At 50.4% G+C, this 24,922-nt stretch carries 22 protein-coding genes; 18 read left to right on the forward strand and 4 right to left on the reverse strand.

The window, feature by feature from the left end:
• The first annotated feature begins 4 nt into the window (after window positions 1-4).
• The 18 genes from D9T21_RS04655 to D9T21_RS04740 all read left to right on the forward strand — a co-directional run bounded on the left by D9T21_RS04655 (window position 5) and on the right by D9T21_RS04740 (window position 20,129).
• Complete coding sequence (locus D9T21_RS04655) at window positions 5-1,504, forward strand: NAD(P)H-hydrate dehydratase (RefSeq protein WP_123323943.1); 1,500 nt, start codon at window positions 5-7, stop codon at window positions 1,502-1,504.
• Between the two features lie 22 nt (window positions 1,505-1,526).
• A complete protein-coding gene (gene tsaE / locus D9T21_RS04660) occupies window positions 1,527-2,009 on the forward strand; it encodes a tRNA (adenosine(37)-N6)-threonylcarbamoyltransferase complex ATPase subunit type 1 TsaE (RefSeq protein WP_123323944.1) in 483 nt (160 codons plus the stop codon).
• Between the two features lie 73 nt (window positions 2,010-2,082).
• Window positions 2,083-3,402, forward strand: a complete 1,320-nt coding sequence (locus tag D9T21_RS04665; protein ID WP_123323945.1) for an N-acetylmuramoyl-L-alanine amidase — start codon at window positions 2,083-2,085, stop codon at window positions 3,400-3,402.
• A gap of 23 nt (window positions 3,403-3,425) precedes the next feature.
• Window positions 3,426-5,177 carry a DNA mismatch repair endonuclease MutL gene (gene mutL / locus D9T21_RS04670; RefSeq protein ID WP_123323946.1) on the forward strand — a complete coding sequence of 584 codons (1,752 nt, stop codon included), beginning with the start codon at window positions 3,426-3,428 and terminating at the stop codon, window positions 5,175-5,177.
• Window positions 5,170-6,096, forward strand: coding sequence for a tRNA (adenosine(37)-N6)-dimethylallyltransferase MiaA (gene miaA, locus D9T21_RS04675; RefSeq protein WP_123323947.1), 927 nt, complete (start codon window positions 5,170-5,172; stop codon window positions 6,094-6,096). The genes mutL and miaA overlap by 8 nt, the downstream gene beginning before the upstream one ends.
• An 85-nt stretch (window positions 6,097-6,181) precedes the next feature.
• The gene (hfq, locus tag D9T21_RS04680) at window positions 6,182-6,430 is read left to right on the forward strand and encodes an RNA chaperone Hfq (RefSeq protein ID WP_105935156.1); all 249 of its coding nucleotides are present in this window, start codon (window positions 6,182-6,184) and stop codon (window positions 6,428-6,430) included.
• Between the two features lie 17 nt (window positions 6,431-6,447).
• The gene (hflX, locus tag D9T21_RS04685) at window positions 6,448-7,737 is read left to right on the forward strand and encodes a ribosome rescue GTPase HflX (protein ID WP_123323948.1); all 1,290 of its coding nucleotides are present in this window, start codon (window positions 6,448-6,450) and stop codon (window positions 7,735-7,737) included.
• A 77-nt stretch (window positions 7,738-7,814) separates the two neighbouring features.
• Window positions 7,815-8,984 (forward strand): FtsH protease activity modulator HflK, encoded by a 1,170-nt coding sequence (hflK, locus tag D9T21_RS04690; protein ID WP_123323949.1) that lies wholly within the window; start codon window positions 7,815-7,817, stop codon window positions 8,982-8,984.
• Between the two features lie 6 nt (window positions 8,985-8,990).
• Entirely contained in the window at window positions 8,991-9,875 is an 885-nt protein-coding gene (hflC, locus tag D9T21_RS04695) for a protease modulator HflC (protein ID WP_123323950.1), read from the forward strand.
• Between the two features lie 249 nt (window positions 9,876-10,124).
• A complete protein-coding gene (locus D9T21_RS04700; protein ID WP_241155624.1) occupies window positions 10,125-11,705 on the forward strand; it encodes an AbgT family transporter in 1,581 nt (526 codons plus the stop codon).
• A 67-nt stretch (window positions 11,706-11,772) separates the two neighbouring features.
• On the forward strand, window positions 11,773-12,852 hold the full coding sequence (gene hemH, locus D9T21_RS04705) for a ferrochelatase (RefSeq protein WP_105935161.1): 1,080 nt from the start codon (window positions 11,773-11,775) through the stop codon (window positions 12,850-12,852).
• Window positions 12,849-13,262, forward strand: coding sequence for a DUF4112 domain-containing protein (locus tag D9T21_RS04710; protein ID WP_105935162.1), 414 nt, complete (start codon window positions 12,849-12,851; stop codon window positions 13,260-13,262). Before hemH ends, D9T21_RS04710 begins: the two co-directional genes overlap by 4 nt.
• Before the next feature lie 83 nt (window positions 13,263-13,345).
• Window positions 13,346-14,986 (forward strand): acetolactate synthase large subunit, encoded by a 1,641-nt coding sequence (locus tag D9T21_RS04715; RefSeq protein ID WP_123323952.1) that lies wholly within the window; start codon window positions 13,346-13,348, stop codon window positions 14,984-14,986.
• A gap of 13 nt (window positions 14,987-14,999) precedes the next feature.
• Window positions 15,000-15,761: a bifunctional 2-polyprenyl-6-hydroxyphenol methylase/3-demethylubiquinol 3-O-methyltransferase UbiG gene (gene ubiG / locus D9T21_RS04720; protein ID WP_123323953.1), complete on the forward strand. Its 762-nt coding sequence runs from the start codon at window positions 15,000-15,002 to the stop codon at window positions 15,759-15,761.
• Between the two features lie 169 nt (window positions 15,762-15,930).
• Window positions 15,931-16,560 carry a biliverdin-producing heme oxygenase gene (locus D9T21_RS04725; protein WP_123323954.1) on the forward strand — a complete coding sequence of 210 codons (630 nt, stop codon included), beginning with the start codon at window positions 15,931-15,933 and terminating at the stop codon, window positions 16,558-16,560.
• Window positions 16,553-18,877, forward strand: coding sequence for an ATP-binding protein (locus tag D9T21_RS04730; protein WP_123323955.1), 2,325 nt, complete (start codon window positions 16,553-16,555; stop codon window positions 18,875-18,877). Before D9T21_RS04725 ends, D9T21_RS04730 begins: the two co-directional genes overlap by 8 nt.
• Before the next feature lie 45 nt (window positions 18,878-18,922).
• Window positions 18,923-19,375: a response regulator gene (locus D9T21_RS04735; protein WP_123323956.1), complete on the forward strand. Its 453-nt coding sequence runs from the start codon at window positions 18,923-18,925 to the stop codon at window positions 19,373-19,375.
• Window positions 19,376-19,520: 145 nt separating this feature from the next.
• Window positions 19,521-20,129, forward strand: a complete 609-nt coding sequence (locus tag D9T21_RS04740) for a glutathione S-transferase family protein (protein WP_123323957.1) — start codon at window positions 19,521-19,523, stop codon at window positions 20,127-20,129.
• A gap of 51 nt (window positions 20,130-20,180) precedes the next feature.
• Here D9T21_RS04740 and D9T21_RS04745 read toward each other — a convergent pair whose 3' ends face one another.
• The 4 genes from D9T21_RS04745 to D9T21_RS04760 all read right to left on the reverse strand — a co-directional run bounded on the left by D9T21_RS04745 (window position 20,181) and on the right by D9T21_RS04760 (window position 24,870).
• Complete coding sequence (locus D9T21_RS04745) at window positions 20,181-21,779, reverse strand: PAS domain-containing sensor histidine kinase (protein ID WP_277423850.1); 1,599 nt, start codon at window positions 21,777-21,779, stop codon at window positions 20,181-20,183.
• A gap of 15 nt (window positions 21,780-21,794) precedes the next feature.
• Window positions 21,795-22,199 (reverse strand): PAS domain-containing protein, encoded by a 405-nt coding sequence (locus D9T21_RS04750; protein WP_123323959.1) that lies wholly within the window; start codon window positions 22,197-22,199, stop codon window positions 21,795-21,797.
• Window positions 22,200-22,276: 77 nt separating this feature from the next.
• Window positions 22,277-23,848 carry a cisplatin damage response ATP-dependent DNA ligase gene (locus tag D9T21_RS04755; RefSeq protein ID WP_123323960.1) on the reverse strand — a complete coding sequence of 524 codons (1,572 nt, stop codon included), beginning with the start codon at window positions 23,846-23,848 and terminating at the stop codon, window positions 22,277-22,279.
• Window positions 23,848-24,870, reverse strand: a complete 1,023-nt coding sequence (locus D9T21_RS04760; protein ID WP_123323961.1) for a ligase-associated DNA damage response exonuclease — start codon at window positions 24,868-24,870, stop codon at window positions 23,848-23,850. Before D9T21_RS04760 ends, D9T21_RS04755 begins: the two co-directional genes overlap by 1 nt.
• Window positions 24,871-24,922 lie beyond the last annotated feature (52 nt).

Consider the following 24,922-nt stretch of genomic DNA (forward strand, 5'->3'; position numbering starts at 1 on the left):
ACACATGCTAGATACTCAACTGCTCGACAGCTTACCATATAAACTCTATCGCGCCGACCAGGTTCGGGAAAATGAACGTACCGCGGCTGAACAGTCCGGTGTGGAAATGTTTGAGCTGATGCAGCGCGCCGGTAAGGCGGTATTTAAGCAGTGTCAGTTGTTACTGCCCAACACCGACGTGTTTTTAGTACTGGTAGGCCAGGGCAACAACGCCGGCGACGGTTACATTGCTGCGTTACATGCGAAAGAAGCCGGGAAGCAGGTCTTGCTGTGTGCTGTTGAACCGCACCGTATTCTCGAGGGCGATGCTGGCACGGCGCAGCAAAAATGGCTCGATGCCGGCGGCAAAATTGAGCCTTTTACCGCGGCCCATCTGGATAAATGTGAACTTATCGTTGATGCGCTGTTAGGCACCGGCATTAACAGTTATATCCGCAATGAGTTTGCCGATATTATCGATGCGGTTAATCAGGCCGATAAGCCGGTGGTGAGTATTGATGTGCCTTCCGGCCTTGATTCTAACACCGGTCAGTCGCTGGGACGCTGCATTGAGGCCGACGTAACCGTTACCTTTGTTGGCATTAAACCCGGGTTAACCACCGGCGCTGGTAAACAATCCTGTGGCCGATTAGTGTTCGACGATCTGGGCATTGGTAAAGCTTTTGTTGAGCTAGCTCGTTCCTCTGCCACGTTACTGACTATCGAACAGTTCCAGGGCATGGCTCCGCGAGAAATCCACAGCCATAAAGGCACCTATGGCAGGTTGTTGTGCATCGGCGGTAATCGCGGCACCGCAGGTGCTATACGCCTGGCCAGTGAAGCGGCTTTGCGCTGCGGCACCGGGCTGGTGAAAGTATTCTGCCATGAGGCCTCAACGATTCAGGTCAGTGCCGGCCGACCAGAGCTGATGGTGTCTCATGAGAACCTGCAGGATGCGCTTAACTGGGCATCCTGCGTGGTAATTGGCCCGGGACTTGGTCAGGATGACTGGGCGCTGGCAGCGTTTGAACAAGCTATGAAGCATTGTCAGACCCATCCTAAACCCATGGTGATCGATGCCGATGCATTGAATCTGTTAAGCAAACATGCACTGTCGTACACCATCACCGATTGCATTATTACGCCCCATGCCGGTGAAGCGGCGCGGCTACTTAATACCAGCGTGGATGAAGTGGAAGCCGACCGCTTTAACAGTACCAAACAATGTGCGCAGAAATTCCATGCTACCTGTGTGCTCAAAGGCGCCGGTTCGATTATCGATAACGAAACCCAGACCTGGGTATGTCAGCACGGTAATCCGGGGATGGCCACTGCTGGTATGGGCGATGTGTTAAGTGGTATTCTTGGGTCATTGCTGGCTCAGGGGCTTAGCAAGGATATTGCAACCAAATACGGCGTTTCTATTCATGCCAAAGCCGGCGATGAGGTAGCACGTCTGTATGGTCAGCGCGGGATGCTTGCCAGTGATTTGTTCGAGTCACTGCGGGCGTTGGTTAATCAGTAATCATTGAGTAGTAGTAATCGGTATGGCATTAGCGCAAGGGGCGTTTTACGCGGCAACTGAACAGGATACGGCGAAACTGGCCACTGATCTGGCGCAGGCGGTAAAGCAGCAGTTACCGCAAGGAATAGTGGTTTATCTGCAAGGCGATCTGGGAGCCGGTAAAACCACATTCAGCCGTCATTTTATTCAGGCTCTTGGTCATTCAGGCAATGTTAAGAGTCCTACCTATACGCTGGTTGAACCGTATTCGCTGGCGGGCCTGGAAGTCTTTCATTTCGACCTGTACCGACTGGCGGATCCTGAAGAGCTCGAGTTTATGGGGATCCGCGATTATTTTGGTGATAATCGCGTTTGTCTTATTGAGTGGCCGCAAAATGGTGGTCAAAACTTGGCACCAGCGGATTTAGTGATTAGTATAGAACCAGATAAGTCTGGAAGACGATTCAGTATTGCGGCGATCTCGCTAATAGGGCGAGCTGCCTTGCAGCTGTGTAAAAGGATATAGCCTGGCGCTGGATCCGATCGTTCTTCGGGGGAATTTACGGCCTGATAAATATAATTCAACACCAGGGCTAAGTATGTTGCGCGACAAATTACTACTATTAATAAGTTTGTGCTTACTTACCTTTAGTGTGAGTGCTGCAAACGACATAAACAATATGCGTGTATGGCCTTCTGAGGGCAGTACGCGGGTGGTTTTTGATCTCAAAAGTTCCCCTGAGTTTACCTATTTTACCCTTCGTAATCCGGATCGGCTGGTGATCGATCTGGCCGCAACCAAAAGCGATACGTCGCTGGATATCGATAAGCAGGGGCCGCTGCTTAAACGGGTCAGATACTCCACACCAAAAGACAATTCATCTACCCGCATCGTACTGGAATTAAACCGCAAGGCGGAAACCGCGTTGTTTGCTATTCCGCCGGCCGAAAACAAAGGCCACCGGCTGGTAGTTGATCTGGTGGACACCGCGCCCACCGGTGAGCCGGGAGTAGTGCTGGATATGAACCAATCCAGTCGCGACCGCGATATTATTGTGGCAATTGACGCCGGTCATGGCGGTAAGGATCCCGGCTCAATCGGCCCGGCTGGCAGCTTTGAAAAAAATATTACTCTGAGTATCGCTAAAATGCTCGAGAGCCGAATTAACGCCGAAACCGGTATGCGTGCGGTAATGACGCGCAGTGGCGATTATTACATCTCGCCCAATGGTCGTCCGGAAGTAGCCCGTAAGCATAAAGCGGATTTGCTGATTTCGATTCACGCTGATGCGTTTAGTCAGCCTCAGCCCCGCGGGGCATCAGTATGGGTACTGTCTATGCGTCGTGCCGACAGTGAGCTGGGTCGCTGGCTGGAAAAAAGCGAACGCCACTCAGAATTGCTCGGCGGTGCGGCAGAAGTCATCTCGGATAATGCATCAGAGCGTTATCTGGCCGAAACGATCCTGGGTTTATCCATGGACCACTCCATGTCGACCAGTTACGACCTGAGTAAGAAAGTCATCAGTGAGTTAAAAGGGATTACACGCCTGCACAAACGTGCGCCTCAGGCGGCAAGTTTTGCGGTACTTACGGCACCGGATATTCCTTCTATTCTGGTCGAGGTCGGGTTTATTTCGAATCCGCAGGAAGAGAAAAACCTCAACTGGTCCAAATACCGCCAACAACTGGCAGATGCGTTGTTGGCGGCAACTAAGCGCTATTTTCGACAAACACCGCCGGATGGCACGCTTTGGGCCTCGATAAAATCGGAAACCCGCACGCATAAAGTACGCAGTGGGGAGTCTTTATCCCTGCTGGCACAACGCTATAATGTTAAAGTCAGCAGCATTAAAGCCGCCAATAATCTCAATAGTGACATGGTCCGCATCGGGCAGGTGCTCACTATTCCAAGTACCTAAGCAAAACGTTAACAGGATTTTCTTTGCCCATTAAATTATTGCCGCCCCGACTGGCAAACCAGATTGCTGCCGGTGAAGTGGTGGAACGCCCCGCCTCAGTCGTAAAGGAGCTGGTGGAAAACAGCCTGGATGCCGGTGCTACGCGTATTGAGCTCGATATCGAAAAAGGTGGTCATAAGCGTATTAAATTGCGGGATAACGGCACAGGCATCGCTAAAGACGAGCTGGAGCTGGCTTTGTCGCGGCACGCTACCAGTAAGATTGCAACGCTCGACGACCTCGAGCAGATTTTGTCACTGGGGTTTCGGGGTGAGGCGCTGGCCAGTATTTCGTCTGTCAGCCGCCTGTCGCTAACCTCGAAGCCGGCTGGGCAGGAGCAGGCATGGCAGGCAAACTGCGAGGGCCGCGATATGGCGGTAAGCCTACAACCCGCGGCTCATCCCGACGGCACTACCATTGACGTGGCGGATATTTTTTACAACACCCCGGCACGGCGCAAGTTCTTGCGCACCGAAAAAACCGAATACCAGCATATTGAAGACGTCATCAAGCGCATTGCGTTGAGTCGCCCGGATGTGGCTTTTATGCTGCGTCACAATGGTAAGGTAACCAAGCGGTTCACCGCGGTGGGTGAGGATCAGCTCGCCTCACGAGTAGGGCAGGTCTGTGGCCAGGCGTTTTTACAACATGCTATCCACACCCGGTGTGAGTACGATTCCATCACGCTTGAGGCCTGGCTGGGCGATGCCAGTCAGATGCGCAGTAGCAATGACTGTCAGTATAGCTTTGTAAATGGGCGCGGTATGCGCGATAAGCTTATTCTCCACGCATTACGTCAGGCCTATGAATCAGTACTGGCACTGCCTGAGCAACCGGCGTTTGTGGTGTACTTATCCATCGACCCGAAAGAAGTGGATGTGAATGTACACCCTGCAAAGCACGAGGTAAGGTTTCAGCAAAGTCGGCTGGTGCACGATTTTATCTGCAAGGCTATCTGCGATGCCCTAAGCAGCAGTGCAGGAGCACAGGACGCCATGTTGCAGGAGCCTCCACCACAGCCCAGTCATGATTACATTCGCCCTCTCGTGCAACGTAGCGACAATGATTACAATCCGCCAGCCGGAGGAACGTCTCATCAGGTGCGTTCGGGTAGTACAGGTAATCCGGCAGGGCGCGGTGCATCGTATACACCTGCAGGCAGCCGGGTAAGTGGTCAGTATCAGCAGCATTATCAGCAACTGATGACGCCAGCTCCCGAGCAGGCAGATGACGCAGGGAGCGCATTACGCTTTGTAGAATTAGCAGGGGCGAGGCTATACGTCCAAACCGGCCAATGTGTGCTGCTGGAGTCCCAACAGTTAATTAAACCCTGGTTAATTGATAAGTTTAATCAGGCGAGTGTCGCTCAACCGTTGTTGATGCCGGTGGCCGTCAGTCAGACTCTGGCTGCTCAAAGCGCGGCATTTTTAACTGAGCAAGGCTTTGAAATTAGTAGTGCTGGCGGAAAATCGCGCCTGCTTAAAGTGCCAGGCGGGCTGCGTCAGCTTCCCTGGGCAGGTCTATTTCCGGCACTGGTAGAAGCATCTCCACAACAGGAAGAAGCGCTCCATTTGGCGTTAGCGGAGGCGCTGCAAAATCAGGAAACTAAACAATTGCCTTTGTGGCAGTGGTTTGATCAGCTGGCGGTTTCGGCGCAAGCTGACATACTTGAACAATATGGCCTTGGTGTGGCGCAGCAAAAGCTTATTCACTGGATAACAACAAACAATGAGTAATCAAACCGGCCCGGTGGTATCGATAATGGGCCCGACCGCATCCGGCAAGACCGGATTGGCGCTGGAACTGGCCAGTCAGGTACCCGCTGAGATAATCAGTGTCGACTCGGCACTGGTTTATAAACACATGAATATTGGTACGGCCAAGCCGACGGCCGAGGAGATGGCCGTTGCGCCACACTGGCTGGTGGATATCATTGAGCCAACAGAGGCGTACTCTGTGGCAGACTTTGTGGCCGACACCACACGTCTGATCAGTGAAATTCACGGCCGTGGAAAGCTGCCGATTCTGGTCGGCGGTACAATTATGTACTTTAATGCCTTGATAAATGGTATTTCGCCCCTACCTAAGTCTGACCAAGAGATTCGTGAAGCGATTCTCAGTGAAGCTAATGAGCGGGGCTGGCAGGCAATGCATGCCGACCTTGAAACGGTCGACCCGGTCAGTGCAGGGCGCATTCATCCGAATGATCCGCAACGACTGACCAGGGCGCTGGAAGTGTATCGCAGTTCGGGGAAATCACTAACCCACTGGCAGCAAAAGGCAATTTATCGTTGCCCGTACAAGATTGACCAGTTTGCGATTGCACCACAGGAGCGAGCCGTGTTACATGATCGCATTGCACAAAGGTTTGATTTGATGTTAGCGCAAGGATTGGTGGACGAAGTGAAAGCGTTGTACGAACGCGGTGACCTTCATGAGGACATGCCAGCAATCCGGGCTGTGGGGTATCGTCAGGTATGGCAGTATCTTAAAGGCGAGTTAAGCTATGCAGAAATGCGTGATAAAGGTATCATTGCAACCAGGCAGTTAGCGAAAAGACAGTTAACCTGGTTACGAGGATGGCCTGACTTAACCTGGCTTGACACATTTGCTAAAGATAATTTGACTAAAATTACTGCAAAAGTCACACTTTAGTTTGGACAAGTGTGATATAAACTTAATTAGCGCTGGGACAATTTTTTTGAGTTGTCGGTTTAATAATAAAAATTAAGGATCTGAGATGGCTAAAGGGCAATCATTACAAGACCCGTTTTTAAACGCATTACGGAAGGAGCGGATTCCGGTTTCTATTTATTTAGTTAACGGTATTAAACTCCAGGGGCAGGTAGAGTCATTCGACCAGTTTGTTATCCTGTTAAAGAACACAGTGAGTCAGATGGTTTACAAGCATGCTATCTCAACGGTCGTGCCTTCACGAGCTATTACGATGCCAAGCGCGCAAGGGGATTCTGAGAACAAAAGTGAGTAATTACAAAGGTAACCTGCTTGTTTGACCGTTATGAAGCCGGTGAACAGGCTATACTTGTTCATGTAAATTTTGCCGATGAAGACAGTCGTGAAGACTTGGCTGAGCTGGAATTACTGGTTTCATCGGCGGGCGTTAATGCTGTTGATGTACTAACCACGTCCCGGGGCGCCCCTCATCCAAAATACTTTGTTGGATCGGGGAAAGCCGAAGAGATCGCTGCTGCTGTGAAAGCCCATGAGGCCAATGTGGTGATCTTTAACCATGCCCTGACTCCTTCACAGGAACGAAACCTCGAAGCAATCTGCAAGTGCCGGGTGATCGATCGCACCGGTCTTATTCTTGATATTTTTGCGCAGCGTGCCCGGACTCACGAGGGTAAGCTTCAGGTTGAACTCGCCCAGTTACGGCATATATCCACGCGTTTGATTCGGGGCTGGACACACCTCGAGCGTCAAAAAGGCGGGATTGGCTTGCGTGGGCCGGGTGAAACCCAGCTCGAAACTGACCGTCGTTTATTGCGTGGCCGAATCAAGACGATTTTGCGCCGCCTGGAGAAGGTCGCCAAGCAACGGGAACAAGGTCGACGTTCGCGCAAGCGGGCAGAAATTCCCACCATGTCCCTTGTCGGATATACCAACGCCGGTAAATCCACCCTTTTCAATCATATTACTGATGCCGATGTGTATGCGGCCGACCAGTTGTTTGCCACACTGGATCCGACCCTGCGTAAACTCGATCTTAAGGAAGTTGGCCCGGTGATTCTGGCCGATACGGTTGGTTTTATTCGTCATCTCCCCCATGATCTGGTAGCGGCCTTTAAAGCCACGTTGCAGGAAACCCAGGAAGCAGACCTGTTGCTGCATGTAGTGGATTATTCTGCCAACAACTATCTGGAAACCATGGACGAGGTGAACACGGTGCTCGATGAAATTGACGCCGGCGAAATTCAACAGCTGATTATTTGCAATAAAATTGATCAGTTGGAAGAAGTTGAACCTAAAATTGATCGGGACGAGGACGGCATGCCAATCCGTGTGTGGCTGTCTGCGAAAACCGGTCAGGGCACTGAGCTGCTGTTCGAGGCAATTAATGATTGTCTGGCGCAGAGCATGGTAAGTTATACCCTGAAAATCCCTCCGGCACAGAGCCGTTTGCGCGGTGTTCTGTACGAACTGGATTGTATATCCGAACAATCCTACGATGCTCAGGGGGACTGGGTGGTTGATGTGCGAATGCCGGCAGCCGATTGGAACCGGTTAGAAAAGCGTTTGGATCATGGTTTATCAGAGTTTGTAGTAAAACACTGATTTGACAGTTTCATATATTTTGAAATCTAAAAACAATAGAATTCAGTATTAAATAATTAAATTTTCGGAGTACTAGCATGGCTTGGAATGAGCCGGGTGATAAAAATAATGACCCGTGGAAAAATCGCGGAGGACGAGATCAAGGTCCCCCGGATTTGGATGATGTGTTTAAGAACCTGTTCGGTAAGCTCGGTAAAATGGGCGGCGGCGGTGATGGCGGCTCAGGCAAAAAGCTGGGCGGCATCGGCGCGGCATTCCTGATTGGCTTGCTGGCGATCGTTTATTTTGTTAGTGGTTTCTACACCATCCGCGAAGCAGAATCCGGTGTTGTGCTGCGGTTCGGTGAATATAATTCACTGGTCGAGCCAGGCCTGCGTTGGAAACCAACCTTTGTTGACTCGGTTATTCCGGTCGATGTGCAATCCATTCGCTATCAATCATCTTCAGGTTCAATGCTGACCGAAGACGAAAACGTGGTAAGTGTACAAATGGAAGTGCAGTACCGGGTTGTCGACCCGTACCGCTGGACGTTTGCGGTAACCAGTCCGGAAATGAGTCTGAGTCAGGCCTTGGATAGTGCGATACGTTACGTAGTGGGTCATTCCACCATGGATGATGTGCTGACCGATGGACGTGAAATGACCCGTCAGCGTGTCTGGGAAGAATTGGAAGGTATACTTGAACCCTACAACATCGGCGTAGCCATTGTTGATATGAACTTCAAGGATGCCCGACCGCCAGAGCAGGTGAAAGATGCGTTTGATGACGCCATTGCCGCCCAGGAAGACCAGCAGCGCTTTATCCGTGAAGCCGAGGCGTATGCCCGTGAGATAGAACCGCGTGCCCGAGGTCAGGTCAATCGTATGAACGAGGAAGCCCAGGCTTACAAAGAGCGTGTAACGCTGGAAGCACAGGGTGAAGTGGCACGCTTCGAAGAGTTACTGCCGCAATACGAGAAAGCACCAGAAGTAACTCGTCAGCGTATTTATCTGGAAACCATGGAGCAGGTGTTCTCAAGCACCAGCAAAATCATGGTCGACAGTGGTGAGGGTGGTAATAACATTATGTACCTGCCGCTGGATAAAATAATGCAAAATCAGGGCTCCGGCAGTTCTACACTGGACCGCATGCGCAATACGCTGGAAGGTCTGCAGAACAATGTTGCCAACTCCTCTGGTAACAACACGCGTAGCTCGACTTCATCAACTTCCGGTTTACGCAGTGACAGCGGCCGTGGTGGGAGATAAGAACTGATGAAAAATTTTATAATCGCAATTTTAATCACCTTACTGGTGCTCGCGACCGGCTCATTGTTTGTAGTCCGCGAAGGACAACGCGCTATTGTTATCCAGTTTGGTAAAGTTCAACGCGATGCCGATACCGGCGACACCAGAGTATTTGAACCAGGTCTGCACTTTAAACTGCCGTTTATTGATTCGGTACGCCAGCTTGACGCACGTATTCAAACGCTGGATGATTCGCCGGATCGTTTCGTTACATCAGAGAAAAAAGACTTAATCGTTGATTCCTATGTGAAGTGGCGTATCAAAGACTTTGCGCGTTACTACCTGTCGACTAACGGCGGTAATAAACTACAGGCCGAAGCGCTGTTAAAGCAGAAAGTGAACAACGGTCTGCGTACCGAGTTTGGTAGCCGTACCATTGCACAGATTGTCTCGGGTGAGCGGACCGAACTGATGGAGCAAGCCATGATCCAGGCATCCAGTTCATCTGACGAGCTGGGTATCGAAATAGTTGATGTGCGGGTTAAACAAATCAATCTACCAACTGAAGTCAGTAACTCGATTTTCCAGCGCATGCGTGCTGAGCGTGCTGCTGTAGCGCGTGAACACCGTTCAGAAGGTCAGGAACAGGCGGAAGTTATTAAGGCGAATATCGAAGCCAAAGTGACTGTAATGCTCGCAGATGCTGAACGTAATGCTCGTCAACTACGTGGTGAAGGTGATGCAACAGCAGCGCAGATTTACGCTGAAGCATACTCGAAAAACCCTGAGTTTTACGGTTTCCTGCGCAGTATGGATGCCTACCGCGCCAGCTTCAACAGCAAGGATGATATCCTGGTGGTTGAGCCGGACAGCGACTTCTTCCGTTATATGAATAAGCGCTCAGGTCAGTAAATAATTCGATTTAAGTTAGAAACCGGCTTTTACAGCCGGTTTTTTTATGCGCAAATTTTGCTGCTAAAAGTGGCCAACTCTGCCAAAGGGCACCGATTTAAGGTAAACTGCCGCTATAAAAATAATGGCCTTCAGAGCCGACACAATAGACCAACTTCCGGTCACGGACTGCCGGACTGTAGTCGTCTTCCATTGCATTGCAAGGTTGGCAATGACTACAGCAATAATAAGAAAGACTGAGGAATCGTTTTGACAGAAAAAAGTATTACCACGACAGACAATAATAAGGGCTGGTTTTCCCGATTTTTAGCAACGGTTGAATGGTTAGGTAACCTGTTACCTCATCCCGTTACGTTGTTTGCCATCTTAACCGTGTTCATTGTGTTGCTGAGCGGCTTCTTAAGCTGGCTCGGTGTATCCGTTGCCGACCCAAGACCAGAAGACGCGCAAACCGCCTCCGGCACTATCGAAGTGGTTTCGTTAATGAGCGTGGAAGGTCTGCACTGGATCATGACACACATAGTGACCAACTTTACCGGCTTTGCTCCGCTAGGGACGGTACTGGTGGCGTTGTTGGGCGTTTCTGTAGCGGAACATTCCGGGCTGTTATCTACTGCCATGCGCGCCCTGGTGCTGAATGCGCCACGCCGGTTGGTTACTTTTATTGTGGTGTTGAGCGGTATTCTCTCCAATACGGCTTCAGAGTTGGGCTACGTCGTACTTATTCCGCTGGCTGCGATGATATTCCACTCTCTTGGGCGCCATCCTCTGGCGGGACTTGCCGCTGCCTTTGCGGGCGTGTCTGCCGGTTACAGTGCCAACCTGTTTTTAGGCACCATCGACCCGTTACTGGCCGGGATAACAACGCCTGCAGCGCAGATGATTGATCCAAACTATGTGGTTGGTGCAGAGTCCAATCACTTCTTTATGATTGCCAGTACGTTTGTTATCGCGGCGTTGGGTTTCTTTGTCACCGATCGTATTGTTGAGCCGCGACTAGGCAAATTTGATGAGTCGAAGTCAACTATGGTGCTCGACGAAAAAGCCATGGCATCGCCCAGCGCGCAGGAAATGAAAGCTATGAAAATGGCCGGGCTGGCATTTCTGGGACTGTGCATATTAGTGGCACTGGCTGTGGTACCTGAAAATGGTGTGCTGCGTAACCCCGAAACCGGCGGATTGAAAGGTTCGCCCTTCCTGAAAGGAATAGTGGTATTAATTTTCGTCATGTTTGCTATCCCGGGGTTCGTTTACGGCAAGGTCGCCGGCACTATGAAGAATGACCGTGATGTCATCGAGGGCATGGCGCGCAGCATGAGCAGTATGGGGCTTTATATTGCGCTGGTTTTCTTTGCCGCCCAGTTTGTGGCCTTTTTCAAGTACACCAATTTAGGCACAGTGTTAGCTGTTGAAGGTGCTGCACTGCTTATCCAGCTGGATTTGAAAGGCCCGGAAGTCTTCCTGTTATTTATTCTGATGTGTGGACTGGTAAACCTTTCGCTGGGTAGCGCCTCAGCGCAATGGGCCGTCACAGCACCAGTGTTTGTGCCAATGCTAATGCTGCTTGGCTATGCGCCGGAGGTGATTCAGGCCGCTTACCGTATCGGTGACTCGGTAACTAATGTGATTTCACCGATGATGAGCTACTTCGGATTGATCATGGCGATGGCGGCCAAGTACAAGAAAGATGTCGGTATGGGAACACTCATTGCCATGATGCTGCCTTATTCGATGGTGTTTATTGTCGGCTGGACACTGCTGTTTTATCTGTGGGTGTTCGTATTGGGTCTGCCAGTAGGCTGGGAAACCCCCACCTATTATCAGCCATAGCAGTCCAATTTAGTCGTTGCGCCGTATTATTAGTAGTTAACTATTTTACTATTGAGATTAAATATTTATGAAGTACACCGGTAACGCGGGATTCAGCCATCATCAGGCAGATAAAATTGGTGTTTTAATTACCAACCTGGGTACCCCTCAGGCGCCGACGAAAGGTGCACTGAAACCGTACCTCAAAGAGTTTTTATCTGATCCCCGGGTGGTAGAGGTACCACGTCTTATCTGGTGGTTTATTCTCAATGGCATTATTTTAAATATACGTCCAAAACGGTCAGCCGAGGCCTACGCCTCGGTATGGTCTGAGCAGGGTTCTCCATTGATGGTGCATACCAAAGCACAGGCCGAAGCATTGGCTAAACGCTGCGAGCGGGAGTTTGGTGACGATGTGATAGTGGATTTTGCCATGCGTTATGGTGAACCCGCGGTTAGCAAAGTGATTGAGCGTATGCTCAGTACCGGGGTGCGAAAACTGTTGGTGGTCCCGCTTTACCCGCAATATAGCGCCTCAACCGTCGGCTCTACCTTTGATGCTATCGCCGCCGATTTTCAACAGCGCCGGTGGTTGCCGGACTTCCGGTTTGTCAGCCATTATCATGACCGCCCGGGTTATATAAAGGCAGTTGCCGAAACGATACGTCAGCATTGGGAAATAAACGGCCAGGCTGAGAAGCTGATATTGTCCTATCATGGTGTGCCGCGCCGTTATCTGGATAACGGCGATCCTTATCACTGTGAGTGTCTTAAAACCTCCCGTCTGATAGCTGAGGAACTAGGGCTTGAAAATAGCCAGTACATGACGACCTTTCAGTCGCGGTTTGGCCGCGAAGAATGGTTAAAACCCTACACTGATGAAACGCTTAAGGCTCTGCCTGCAGAGGGCGTAAAGTCGGTGCAGGTGGTTTGTCCGGGCTTTTCCGCGGACTGTCTGGAAACCATCGAAGAGATTGGCGAAGAGAACCGCGAATACTTTATGGATGCCGGTGGCGAGCGCTATGAATACATCCCGGCCCTCAACAGTGAACCGGCGCATATCTCAATGCTGTTCGACCTCGTAAAGGAAAACCTGCACGGCTGGCAGGCAGACTCTGACGTTGAACTGCGTGCACAACTGGCCAAAAAGCACGGATGTCCAAGATGAAAGATTACTCCGGTACGGCACCAAAACCGTTACTGAAAGCACAAAAGCTGGCGAACCTGCTGGATACGTCGGTGAAAATTCCACTGATTAATTTCCGCATCGGGTTAGACGCTCTCGTAGGGTTAATTCCCGGTGTGGGCGATGTGTTGATGTTAGTGGTGTCGTTTCGGATCGTGCAGCTTGGTAAGCAGATGGGGCTCCCCAGGGGACTGATTAAAGTGATGATCCGTAATTGTCTGCTCGACTTTGGTTTGGGGTTTATCCCGGTGGTCGGGGATATTGCGGACTTCTTTTATAAAGCCAACCAGGCCAATGTGCGGGTTATGGAAAAATACTGGGTCAGCAATAACAAGGATGCCATCGATAAGCATACCCAGGACATGTTGGAAAATTGGAAAGCCGCTCAGTAAATCGCCCTGATTCATTGTCGAACTAAACTATTTTTCGTGGTCTGCGTAGCAACTAGTATTCTAAGCCAATAAGCAGAAGGAATATGAAAGCAGCAGATTTGTTTGTTCAAGCCCTGGAAGCCGAGGGCGTCGAGTATATCTTCGGCATACCTGGTGAAGAAAACCTGGATTTACTTGAGTCACTTCGCCATTCATCCATTAAGCTGGTACTTACCCGACATGAGCAAGGTGCGGGGTTTATGGCTGCAACCTACGGTCGACTCACCGGTAAGGTGGGCGTCTGCCTGTCCACGCTCGGTCCCGGCGCTACCAACCTGGTAACGCCGGCTGCCTATGCACAGCTTGGCGCTATGCCCATGCTGATGATTACCGGCCAGAAGCCAATCAAAACCAGTAAGCAAGGGCGTTTTCAGGTCGTTGACGTAGTCGATATGATGCGGCCCATTACCAAGTACACCACACAAATTGTCAGTGGTGAGCGCATTCCTTCGGTGATTCGAGAAGCCTTCAGACTCGCGGCTGAAGAACGCCCCGGCGCAGCACATATCGAAATTCCCGAAGATATTGCCCGGGAGTCCACTACCGCACCCCTGCTGAAGCAAAGCCAGTCGCGTCGCCCGGTTGCTGAGGAGAAGGCGGTAGAGCGAGCCAAAACCATGATTGAGCAGGCTTCTGCGCCGTTATTGCTGATTGGTGCCGGCGCTAACCGCAAACTCACGGCTAAAATGTTGCGCCGCTTTGTGGATCATACCGGGATCCCATTTGTGACTACGCAAATGGGGAAGGGCGTATTAAATGAATCAGATCCTCTGTTTGTGGGCAATACGGCGTTATCTGATGGTGATTTTGTACACAAGGCAATTGAGCGGGCGGACCTGATCATCAATGTGGGTCATGATGTGGTTGAGAAGCCACCATTCTTTATGCATCAAAATGGTAAGCAGGTAATCCATATTAACTTTGAGCCTGCGGCCGTGGATCCGGTTTATTTTCCACAACTGGAAGTCGTTGGCGATATTGCTAACAGCGTCTGGCAGATTAATGAGCGTATAACACCGCAGGGTCACTGGAAACGTGATCTTTATAAAGATGTGCATGATGCCTATGTAGAGCATCGGCAGGAGTCAGACCGTGATGACAGATTTCCGGTGCTGCCGGAAAGACTGGTTAGTGAAGTTCGCGCTGTTATGCCTGAACACGGTGTGGTAGCGCTTGATAATGGCATCTATAAAATCTGGTTTGCCCGCAATTATCCCGCCTACGCGCCCAATACTCTGTTACTCGACAACGCTCTTGCGTCTATGGGCGCTGGCCTGCCTTCGGCCATGGCTGCAAAACTGGTCAATCCCGATGAACCAGTAATGGCGGTTTGTGGCGACGGCGGCTTTATGATGAACAGTCAGGAAATCGAAACCGCAGTAAGGCTCAAGCTGGATTTGGTAGTGCTGATCCTGCGTGATGATGCCTATGGTATGATCAAATGGAAACAGGCACATATGGAGTTTGATAACTTCGGCCTGGATTACGGCAATCCTGACTTTGTGACATATGCCCAAAGCTATGGGGCTAAAGGTCACCGGGTAACCGCTACTGAGGAATTAGGGCCACTGATGCGCCAGTGTATCGCCGAGCCTGGTGTGCACATTATCGATTGTCCGGTAGATTATAGCGAGAATGACCGTAAATTAAATCTGGATATCCGCCGTTTGAGTGAGCAGTTGTAAGTGAAGTATCGCCATGCTGGATAAAAGCAAAGTCACAGGTAGCGTTAGCAATGATAACGTTTCGGAACAAGAAATCGCCCGCTTTAATGCGTTGGCCCAGGAATGGTGGGATCCCAACGGGAAATACAAAACCGCCCTGGCATTTAACGCGGCGCGGACCGAATATATGATTGCCCAACTTGCGAGCTGTCACGGGCGCGATCCATCATCACCAGATTGTCTGGAAGGGCTGCGCATTCTCGACGTTGGTTGCGGTGGCGGTCTTATCAGTGAGGCGCTGGCCAAACGGGGCGCAATAGTGACGGGTGTGGATGCCAGTGCCATGAGTATCGAAGTGGCCCGCCGCCATGCACAGCAATCCGGACTTTTAGTGGACTACCGGCATTGTCTGGCGGGCCAGCTTCTGGCCGAGGATGAACGATTCGATGTGGTCATTAATGCTGAGGTGGTAGAGCATGTACCGGATCAGGCTGCGCTGATAAACGACTGTGCCAGGCTGGTAAAACCGTCGGGCAGTCTGGTACTTGCTACGTTGAACCGCACCGTAAAGTCGTGGATCATTGCTATCCTGGGTGCAGAGTACGTTATGCGCTATCTGCCGATAGGCACACACGACTGGAAAATGTTTGTGAAACCCGAAGAACTGGCTGGCTGGGTAGCCCCCGAACACTTTAAACTGGTTAACGAAACCGGCATGAAGCTGAACCCTATTACCGGTGTCTGGCGGTTATCATACTCGCTGGCGGTAAATTATATTCAGGTTTACCGGCGCTAAACTTTTGGCCGGTGGCCGGGCAGGCATGCCAATGGCCGGCGGCCTGTGATGCTAATCTTATTGATTCTTAATAGTAATTCAAGGATTCTGTTGACAAAGACAGGGGGCGAGTATATTGATTGAGGTGACCGGACTGTTTCGATAACAGCTTTTCCAACCAGGGTAAACCATGACGGATAATGTAACAGCTTGCAAGGTAGCAAAACCCGACATCGCGACACGGTTGCGGCGGGAAACCCGCGACGCACATTGCCAGATCGAAGCAGTGATGAGCGACCTGCTGTTTGCAACACCGCTGGATCTGCAGGCCTATCAACACATGCTTACAATGCATCGTTGGTATTACGAGCTGGTTGAAGCCAGGCTCGGGCAATTTCACAGTACCGCAGCCATGTTGCAAGAGCGCTGCAAACTTAGCTGGCTCGATAGCGATATCAGGTACCTGAAAAAAGACTGCGGACAGAGTGTTTCTGACCACGGATCTTATGCAAGTGAAGCACTTGAGTTGCCAGAAAACGAGGCCCAGGCATGGGGCTTTTTATACGTGTTTGAGGGCGCCACCCTAGGCGGCGGACATATCCTCGACAGATTACGTCATCAGCCCTATTTTAAAGGGCGCTCAGGGTTGCGCTTTTTCCACAGTTACGGGCCGAAAACACCGGCCATGTGGCGGGAATTTCAATTATCCCTGCAGCAGTTTGCGGCCGCAAATCCTGGCTGTGAAAAGCAGATCATTAACGGCGCCAACCTGTCATTTTCAAATATGTATGCGTTGATGAAAGGAGTTCAGGTTGACTGATAACTTTGAAGTAACGCTGGATAACTGCCACAAAGAGCCAATTCATATCCCTGGTTCGATACAGTCCCATGGTTATTTGCTGGTTGTTGATCCGGCCACCATGACGCTGAGTTGTGTTAGTGAGAATGTCACCGGGTTGTGCGGCGCAGGGTTGTCAGACTGCATTGGCAAAAGCCTGGCTGACGTTGTCGATGCAGACTACTGCGCTATCATCAACAATCACTGGCAAAGCGAGAAATTACAGCTTTTTAATCCCACATCGGTGCAAGTTAAGCATGCTGACGCCAGTCTTCGCAAGATGACCGCTATCGCCACCTATAATGGTTCGCAGATACTGATTGCGCTGGAGCCGGACAGTAAGGTGAGTGATAAAGCCTATGAGTCGGTGCTTAAAATGCTGAAGAACTCCGTTCAGTCGTTAATGGGTGTGCATAAACTCGACCTGATTTACCAGACCGTAGTGGAAGAGGTTAAGCGGTTCTCTGGCTTTGACCGGGTGATGCTGTACCAGTTTGATCATGAATATAATGGTGAGGTGATTGCCGAGGCCAAAGAGCCTCACCTTAATGCGTTTTTAAAGCAGCATTTTCCTGAGTCGGATATTCCCAAACAAGCCCGCGAGCTATACATCAAAAACCCTATCAGGCTGTTGTGTGATGTAGAGGCCGAAGTGTCCCGCTTGTACCCGGCTCAACCCCACGTGGATTTAAGTTATTGCTCGCTGCGCAGCGTGTCACCGATCCATATACAGTATTTGCGTAATATGGGCGTCAAAGCCTCAATGTCCATTAGTATCATTATTAATGGTAGGTTATGGGGGCTTATCGCCTGTCACCATTATTCGAGTAAGTTCGTGCCTTTTGAGGTGCGTGAAATCGCCCAGTACATCTCTGTCATGCTGTCACAGCTGATCTCAGTCAAAATTCAGGAAGAAGATACCCAACGAAATGCCCGGCAGCTGGCTATGCTTGGCCAGATCTCAGCGGCTATGGCCGAGGAGCAGGAATATCAGAATGCACTGAGGATAAAAGCCGAACAGCTGCTCGCGCTGGTGGACGCCAGTGGCGCGGTATGGTGCCTTGATGGCTCGCTACAAAGTGCTGGGGAAGTGCCTGAACAGAATATAATAAAGCACTTACACCAGTGGCTGGCTAAACAAATAAGCGAGCAAGAAGAGGCCTACTTTACGCACCAGCTTGGCATCGACAATCCACAATTTGCTGAACTTGCCGATATAGCCAGTGGCGTTATGATGGTGTCGCTCTCGGCGGATAACAGTTCGTATATACTGTGGTTTCGCAAAGAAATTATTCAGGCGAAGAACTGGGGCGGCAAACCGGAGAAGGTCATTGAGTTTACCGATGATGGCAGTCACCGGTTAATGCCGAGAAGTTCATTTGAGCTCTGGAAACAAAACGTTTATAAGAAATCTGCGCCCTGGCAGGAAGCCGAGCGGGAAGGTGCATTAAAGCTGCGCAGTATGATTCAAAGTAAGATGATTATTGAATCTGAGAAAGTGCAGCAGATGAACAATATGCTCGAAGAGCTGGTAACCCATCGAACTGCCGAGTTAAATCTGGAAATCAAGCAGCGCAAAACTGCCGAGTTGCATCTGCTTGAGGCACTGGAGAATGCGGAGACGTCCAACCGTGAGTTGGAGCGCTTTGCGTTTATCGCTTCCCATGATTTACAAGAACCGTTGCGAAAAATTCAAACCTTTGGTGACCGGATCCAGCGTTCTGGCGACACTTTCTCAGAAAAGAACCAGTCTTATCTGATAAGAATGCGGGCGTCTGCCGAGCGAATGCAGACGTTGATTAAAAATACCCTGAGTTTTTCACGGCTGAGCAGTGACGCCATGAAATTCCGTTCCATTAACGCTAACAGTGCCATTCAAACGGTGCTCGACGATATCTCACTCCTGGTGAATGATAAGCAGGCGGATATCAGGGTCGACAATATTGGTGTTATTCTTGCTGATAAAGGGCATATAATGCGGGTTTTCCAGAATTTACTGCAGAATTCCCTTAAATTTGTTGCACCAGAGCGACACCCGGTCATCGAAATTACGGTGATGGACCGAACGGAGGACCATATTACCCTGGCATTCAAAGACAATGGTATTGGCTTTGACAATCAGTATGCCACAAGAATTTTTAACTTATTTGAACGCCTGCATGGCAAAAGTGAGTTTGAAGGAACCGGAATGGGCCTCGCAATTTGTAGAAAAATTGTAGAAAAACACAATGGAAGTATCTGGGCCGAAGGCCGTGAGAACGAAGGTAGTGTTTTTTACATGCAACTACCGGTGAAGTAAGACGTCAGTGAGGTTGTTGAGATAAGATGTTATAATGTATGAGCTATGAACAGATTAGAAATTAATCAAAAGAAGATCAGTGAGCTAAATTTCATCTACATCGTTGATGACGATGAGGATGATCGCGAGCTGATCACCGATGCCTTAATCGACAGTAATTTAATGCAAACCCAGATCAAGACCGCCGTGGATGGCGTGGATTTGATGGAGCAGTTAACCACTACCGGTTCGCTGCCGTCGTTCATTATTCTTGATCTGAATATGCCAAGAATGGGCGGCCGCGAGGTGCTATCTGCGATCCGGGAAAATACCGATTTGAAACATATTCCGGTAATAATGTTCTCGACGTCAGATACCGATGTGGACGTAAAAGACTGTTACGATTTAGGCTGTAACACTTATATGACCAAACCCTGCGACTATTTGAGTCTGACCGACGCGATGCAGTTAATCCTCCTTTACTGGACCGGCAATTCAACGCTGTTAACCGTTCAGTAATCCACTCTTCACCGGTTTTACGGGCATGGTTTGCCCGTGAAGCAGGGTTTACTCTCCAATCATTCATCTTAACCTACACAATTGTGAGTTGATTTGGTCACCAAATCCATTAGTCTGATTGTTCTTCACTGAACAGGAGATCGCGATGAAAATCTACGATACGCAAACGGCACCCAACCCGCGCCGGGTCAGAATGTTTCTGGCTGAAAAGGGCGTTAGTGCCGAGTACATACAGGTAGACCTTAAGGGCGGCGAAAACCTCTCCCAGGAAATGCTAAACAAAAATCCTATGGGTAAGTTGCCTATACTCGAGCTCGATGATGGCACCTGTATCAGCGAAAGCGACGCAATCTGCGCCTATATTGAGGCGGCCTTTCCAAATCCGCCTCTATGTGGCGAAAGTGCCATTGAAAAAGGCATTATTGCCATGTGGCAGCGGCGGGTCGATTTATGTCTGATGTTGCCTGTGGTGCACTGCTTTCAGCATACCACCGGGTACTTCAGCGACCGTATGACGCCCGTTGGCGATTATGGCGTGGTAGCGGGAAAAGACGCAGTAAAGTTTCTTGATGTGCTGGATAAACAGCTGGCAGACTCTACCTACATTGCCGGAGAGAGCTTCTCCATCGCTGATATTATCGCGTTATGTGCTATCGACTTTGCCCGGGTGGTGAAGATTCGAATTGGCGAAGAACAGAAAAACCTGCAGCGCTGGTATAAGCTGGTGAGTGAACGGCCAAGCGCCACCGCGTAACGTCATTGGCAAGTAGTCCCTGTAGCTACCTGGCCTGGTTGCAGGGAAAAGCTAACGCGCAGCAGATGCCCGGCGCTGTTTAACCTTAAAAGTCAGCAGAAATTCAACTCCTTCGCCAATGTCGCTGCGGCATTCTATGCTGCCACCCAGCGCGCTGGTAATAATATTGTAAGTGACATTTAAACCTAAGCCGGTACCTCCGTTTGCCCGGTTAGTGGTAAAAAACGGATTAAATATCTGTGGCAGATGCTCGGCGCTAATGCTTCTGCCATTATCACGGTAGTTAAGCGAAAATTGTGTGTTGCCGCTATCTTCAATGACTATCAGGATCTGTCCTGCCGGAGTGTCTTTAAAGCCGTGATTAATTGAAATCATTATCAGGTTACTCAACACCTGATAGAGCAGCCCCGGGTTAAGAACAACCACAATGTTGTCGGGGCAGGTCAGCGTGACGGCGGCCTGGGATTTTTTCAGCACCGAATTTAAACTGGCAATCACTTCTGATACATAGTGAGACAGGTTGACTTCTCTGTCTTCCTCGCTGGTCTGATCGACGGCTATTTGCTTAAAGCCTTTAACCAGTTGCGCGGTTCGGTCAAGGTTAGTTTTTACCAGTTCACAAATTTCATTAGCGTCGGTGAGAAAAGCTTCAAAGTCGGTGGGTGTGAGTTTGCGGTTATTATAGCGTTTGGTAATGGCGTCGATGTCTTCCTTAAACTGAGTAATCCCCATCAGCCCTACGCCCACCGGAGTATTAATTTCGTGGGCCACGCCGGCGACTAAAGAGCCCAGGCTGGCCATTTTTTCCGACTCAATAAGTTTGTCCTGAGCTTCTTTTAAGCTCACCAGCATGTTTTCCAGTTCGGTATTAGAGGCATTCAGATCGTGATTACGCTCCTGTAACTTCATGGCCAGTTCTTTCTTCTCCGAAATATCACGGGTAATGGCATAGCGTACTTTTTTGCCATTGAGCATAATTCGGCTCAGAATAATTTCTGCCCAGAACTCAGTCCCATCAACTTTTTTATGTTTCCATTCAAAGCGGACGCTTTCCTGGCTATCGGTTGCGCCAAGGCGTTCAGGGACCAGGATTTTGGAAGGCACACCCTGTTCCTGAAACTCGGCTGAAATGTCCATGGGAGTAAGACCCACCACTTCCTCCTTGGATTGAAAGCCAAACAGCGTCAGGAACGCTTTGTTGCAGTCGATATAACGGTCGCCCTCGAGCCAGCAAAGGCCGTCAACGGATTCATTAAACAGGGTCTCGAAGCTTTCTTTTTGTTGCGAAAGCTTGATTTCCAGTTCTTTCTTCTCAGAAATATCCCGGGTACTGATGTAACGAACCTTTTTACCGTTCAATAAGGTAGTAGTGATCAGAACTTCAGCCCAGAACTCCGAACCGTCTACCCGCTTGTGCTTCCATTCGAATCTGACGCTTTCGTTATCCTCAGCTTCTTTGAGCCGGGCTGGTACAGACTCGCTGAGCGGTTTACCATCGGCCTGAATAGCTGAGGAAATATCGGCAGGGTGGAGGCCTATGACCTGCTCTTTGCAGGTAAAACCGAACAGGCTCAAGAAAGCTTTGTTGCAATCGGTATAAAGCTCGTCCTCCAACAGGCATAATCCGTCCACCGAATCATTAAATAAGATCTCAAAGCTCTCTTTTTATTCGGCGAGCTTGAACTCGAGCTCCTTCTTTTCAGAGATATCGCGCCAGTTGGTATGAATAACCACCTCACCTTCGACCACCATCTTGGTGATCAGGACTTCTGCCCAGAAAGGCTGGGCATCAATGGTTTGGTGTACCCACTCAAATCGCACACTGCCTTGGTCAAGACAGTGATTAATATATTCGAGGCCTTTCTCTTCTGAATCCCGCCCGTCTGGTTGCTGCGGCGGGGAAAAATCGAACGGAGTTTTGCCTATAAGTTCTTCTTTGCGGGTCAGACCAACCATCTGCAGCATGGATGGATTACAGTCAACAAAGGCTCCCTGTTTGAAAATGGCCAGTCCGTCTTTGGAGTTTTGAAAAACCGTTTCAAAGCCATTTTGTCGGGTTGAGTCCTGCATCTTGCATTGCCTGTGCGAAGAGTAAATAAATTGTCATTAATTCAAGCTAGCAAAAATACCCGAAAGTGCCACTCAGATTACTCAATAATGAGTGCTCTGGCATTGGCCAGGGTGTCGGCTTCGCTAGCGGGTTTGTCCCAGCGGATGCGGTGAAAGCGAGGAAAGCGCAGGGCTACACCGGATTTATGTCGGGTGGACGGATGGATGGCATCAAAGGCGACTTCCACTACTAATTCCTTTTTTACTTCCCGGACCGGTCCAAACCGGCCCATTGCATTGCGCCGCACCCAGTTATCCAGTTTTTTCAGTTCTTCGTCAGTAAAGCCCGAGTAGGCTTTGCCGATGGGTAACAAGGTGTCGTCCTGCCATACCCCAAAGGTAAAGTCAGAATAAAAACTGGAGCGTTTACCATGCCCGCGTTGGGCGTACATGACCACGGCATCAAGATGCAGAGCCTCACGCTTCCACTTATACCACTGACCGCTCGGGCGGCCTGGCTGATAACTGCTGTCTTTACGTTTCAGCATCAGGCCTTCAACACCGGCATCTTCTGCTGCGTCGGCATAAGTTTGCTGAAGCTGGGCATTGCTATCTACTGACAGTAAAGGCGATATTAGCAGGTGGTTGGCTGAGGCCCGGGAGAGCCAGTGTTCGAGTCGCTGACGTCTTTTAATCAGTGGTAAGGACGTAATGTCCTCATCGTTATCTGTGAGCAGGTCGTAAACCACTATACCGGCGGGGCGTTCGGCGATGAGCTTCTTTGTCGGTTTCTTGCGATTAAGCCGTTGTTGTAGAGCATTGAAATATTCAATTTTACCGTCGTTTATTACCAGCAGTTCACCGTCAATAACGCCGGGTTCTTCGATGCCTGCCAGGACGTCGGGAAAAGACTCACTGATGTCGTCACCGGTGCGGCTGTAAAGGGCTTTGCCCTGCTCAGTGATTACCAGTTGGACGCGTATACCGTCGTACTTGTATTCAACCAGCCAGTCTTCAACGGATAGTTGCGTGGCTTTATCGTCAGGTAGCGGGTGCGACAGCATAACCGGATGGAAGGTGACTGCGCCGGAAATATCGGGTTTCTCTGCACGGCCTTCCAGCCAGTCAAATAATTCGCGGTAAGGGGGCTTAAGCGCGTGCCATAGGGTTTCAATTTCACTAACCGGTACATCGCCGTACTCAGCGAGGATACGTTTAACACTCCGCGCCGACAAACCAACCCTAAGACCCCGGGTGCCCAGCTTAAGCAACGACCAGCGCTGCTCGGCCGTTATACCGGATAGGTAATGCAGCAGCAGTGCTTTTACCTGTTCGCGATTAGCCTGGCGAAACTGGTCGATGAGTTCTGCCAGCCCGGGTAACTCAATGCTGGTGGTCGCGTCGGGCCACAAATGAGCTACCGTTTCACTCATTTCACCTACATAGTCATAACTCATGGCGAAGAGGTCGGGGTCTACCCGCTCCAGCATAAGATTTTTTACCGCATTGCGTTTAAAAAACTCAAACTTTAAGGTGCCGGCCAGTGCCGCAATCGCCCAGCCGCGATCTGGGTCTGCCGTGTGCGCCAGGTAATGGCGGAGCAGTCTGCTTTTCTCATTATTACTGCTGGTAAAATACAGCTGCTGAAGGAGTTGCGAAAAAGCTTCCATTAGTCTGTGGCATCCTCGTCATAGCCAATCAGCGACAATGCCCGGGCTTTTACACCCTTAGTAGTGAGCTGATGCAGCAAAGCGTCCTCTCGCCCATGGGTAATCCACACTTCTCCCGGACTGACTTCGTCGATGGTATCCAGCAATGCCTGCCAGTCACAGTGGTCAGACACTATCAGAGGGAGCTCGACCTGACGCTGATGGGCCCGGGCACGGATTTGCATCCAGCCGGATGCCATGGCTTTGCGTACTTCAGGTAACGACCGCGACCAGCGATCGCTTAGGGCAGACGGTGGCGCCAGCACTATCTCACCGGCCAGCTCCGACTTATCGGCAACATCCGCCACGTCAATTAGCTGACCGAGTCTGATGCCGTGTTCTTCATATAAATCACAAAGCCTGCGTTGGGCGCCGTGCAGATAAATTGGCTGGTTGTAGCCCAGGGCCCGCAGGCCAAGGATCATCCGTTGGCATTTTCCCAGCGCATAAACGCCTACCAGATGGCAGCGTTCAGGAAACAGAGCAAGTGATTGCAGCAGTTTTTTACACTCCTGCTCAATAGGCGGGTGCTTAAACACCGGCAGGGCGAAGGTCGCCTCGGTAATAAAAACATCGCAGTCTATGGCGGTAAAGGGCGGGCATGTGGGATCCGGCTGGCGTTTATAATCGCCGGAAATCACCACCCGGGTGCCGCGGTAACTTAGCAGAATTTGGGCGGAGCCGAGGATATGCCCGGCGGGGTAAAACGTGCAGCTGACCGGATCGTCCGGATCGCCCAACTCAATAGTGTGGCCGTAGTCGAGCGCCTCAACGGTTTGCGCCATATCCTCACCGTAACGGGTACGCATAATAGCAATGGTAGGCGCTGTAGCCACTACGCTGTGATGCCCGCTAATAGCATGGTCGGCGTGCCCATGGGTGATGAGGGCGCGATTTACCGGTGCGGTAGGATCGATGTAACAATCAGCGGCAACGCAATAAAGGCCGTTATCCCGTGGTTGTAGCCACTTGTCTGCTTGCAAAAACACTCCGTTAAATTAGCCATTTGGCTTCTTTTACGCGGTGTTAGTCAGA

Source organism: Marisediminitalea oceani (assembly GCF_003731635.1).
GTDB classification, from domain to species: Bacteria; Pseudomonadota; Gammaproteobacteria; order Enterobacterales; family Alteromonadaceae; genus Alteromonas; species Alteromonas oceani.

Coding starts and splice junctions, on each gene's coding strand:
- D9T21_RS04655 (WP_123323943.1), top strand. CDS start 5: ATGCTAGATACTCAACTGCTCGACAGCTTACCATATAAACTCTATCGC.
- tsaE (WP_123323944.1), top strand. CDS start 1,527: ATGGCATTAGCGCAAGGGGCGTTTTACGCGGCAACTGAACAGGATACG.
- D9T21_RS04665 (WP_123323945.1), top strand. CDS start 2,083: ATGTTGCGCGACAAATTACTACTATTAATAAGTTTGTGCTTACTTACC.
- miaA (WP_123323947.1), top strand. CDS start 5,170: ATGAGTAATCAAACCGGCCCGGTGGTATCGATAATGGGCCCGACCGCA.
- hfq (WP_105935156.1), top strand. CDS start 6,182: ATGGCTAAAGGGCAATCATTACAAGACCCGTTTTTAAACGCATTACGG.
- hflK (WP_123323949.1), top strand. CDS start 7,815: ATGGCTTGGAATGAGCCGGGTGATAAAAATAATGACCCGTGGAAAAAT.
- hflC (WP_123323950.1), top strand. CDS start 8,991: ATGAAAAATTTTATAATCGCAATTTTAATCACCTTACTGGTGCTCGCG.
- hemH (WP_105935161.1), top strand. CDS start 11,773: ATGAAGTACACCGGTAACGCGGGATTCAGCCATCATCAGGCAGATAAA.
- D9T21_RS04710 (WP_105935162.1), top strand. CDS start 12,849: ATGAAAGATTACTCCGGTACGGCACCAAAACCGTTACTGAAAGCACAA.
- D9T21_RS04715 (WP_123323952.1), top strand. CDS start 13,346: ATGAAAGCAGCAGATTTGTTTGTTCAAGCCCTGGAAGCCGAGGGCGTC.
- ubiG (WP_123323953.1), top strand. CDS start 15,000: ATGCTGGATAAAAGCAAAGTCACAGGTAGCGTTAGCAATGATAACGTT.
- D9T21_RS04725 (WP_123323954.1), top strand. CDS start 15,931: ATGACGGATAATGTAACAGCTTGCAAGGTAGCAAAACCCGACATCGCG.
- D9T21_RS04735 (WP_123323956.1), top strand. CDS start 18,923: ATGAACAGATTAGAAATTAATCAAAAGAAGATCAGTGAGCTAAATTTC.
- D9T21_RS04740 (WP_123323957.1), top strand. CDS start 19,521: ATGAAAATCTACGATACGCAAACGGCACCCAACCCGCGCCGGGTCAGA.
- D9T21_RS04750 (WP_123323959.1), bottom strand. CDS start 22,199: ATGCAGGACTCAACCCGACAAAATGGCTTTGAAACGGTTTTTCAAAAC.
- D9T21_RS04755 (WP_123323960.1), bottom strand. CDS start 23,848: ATGGAAGCTTTTTCGCAACTCCTTCAGCAGCTGTATTTTACCAGCAGT.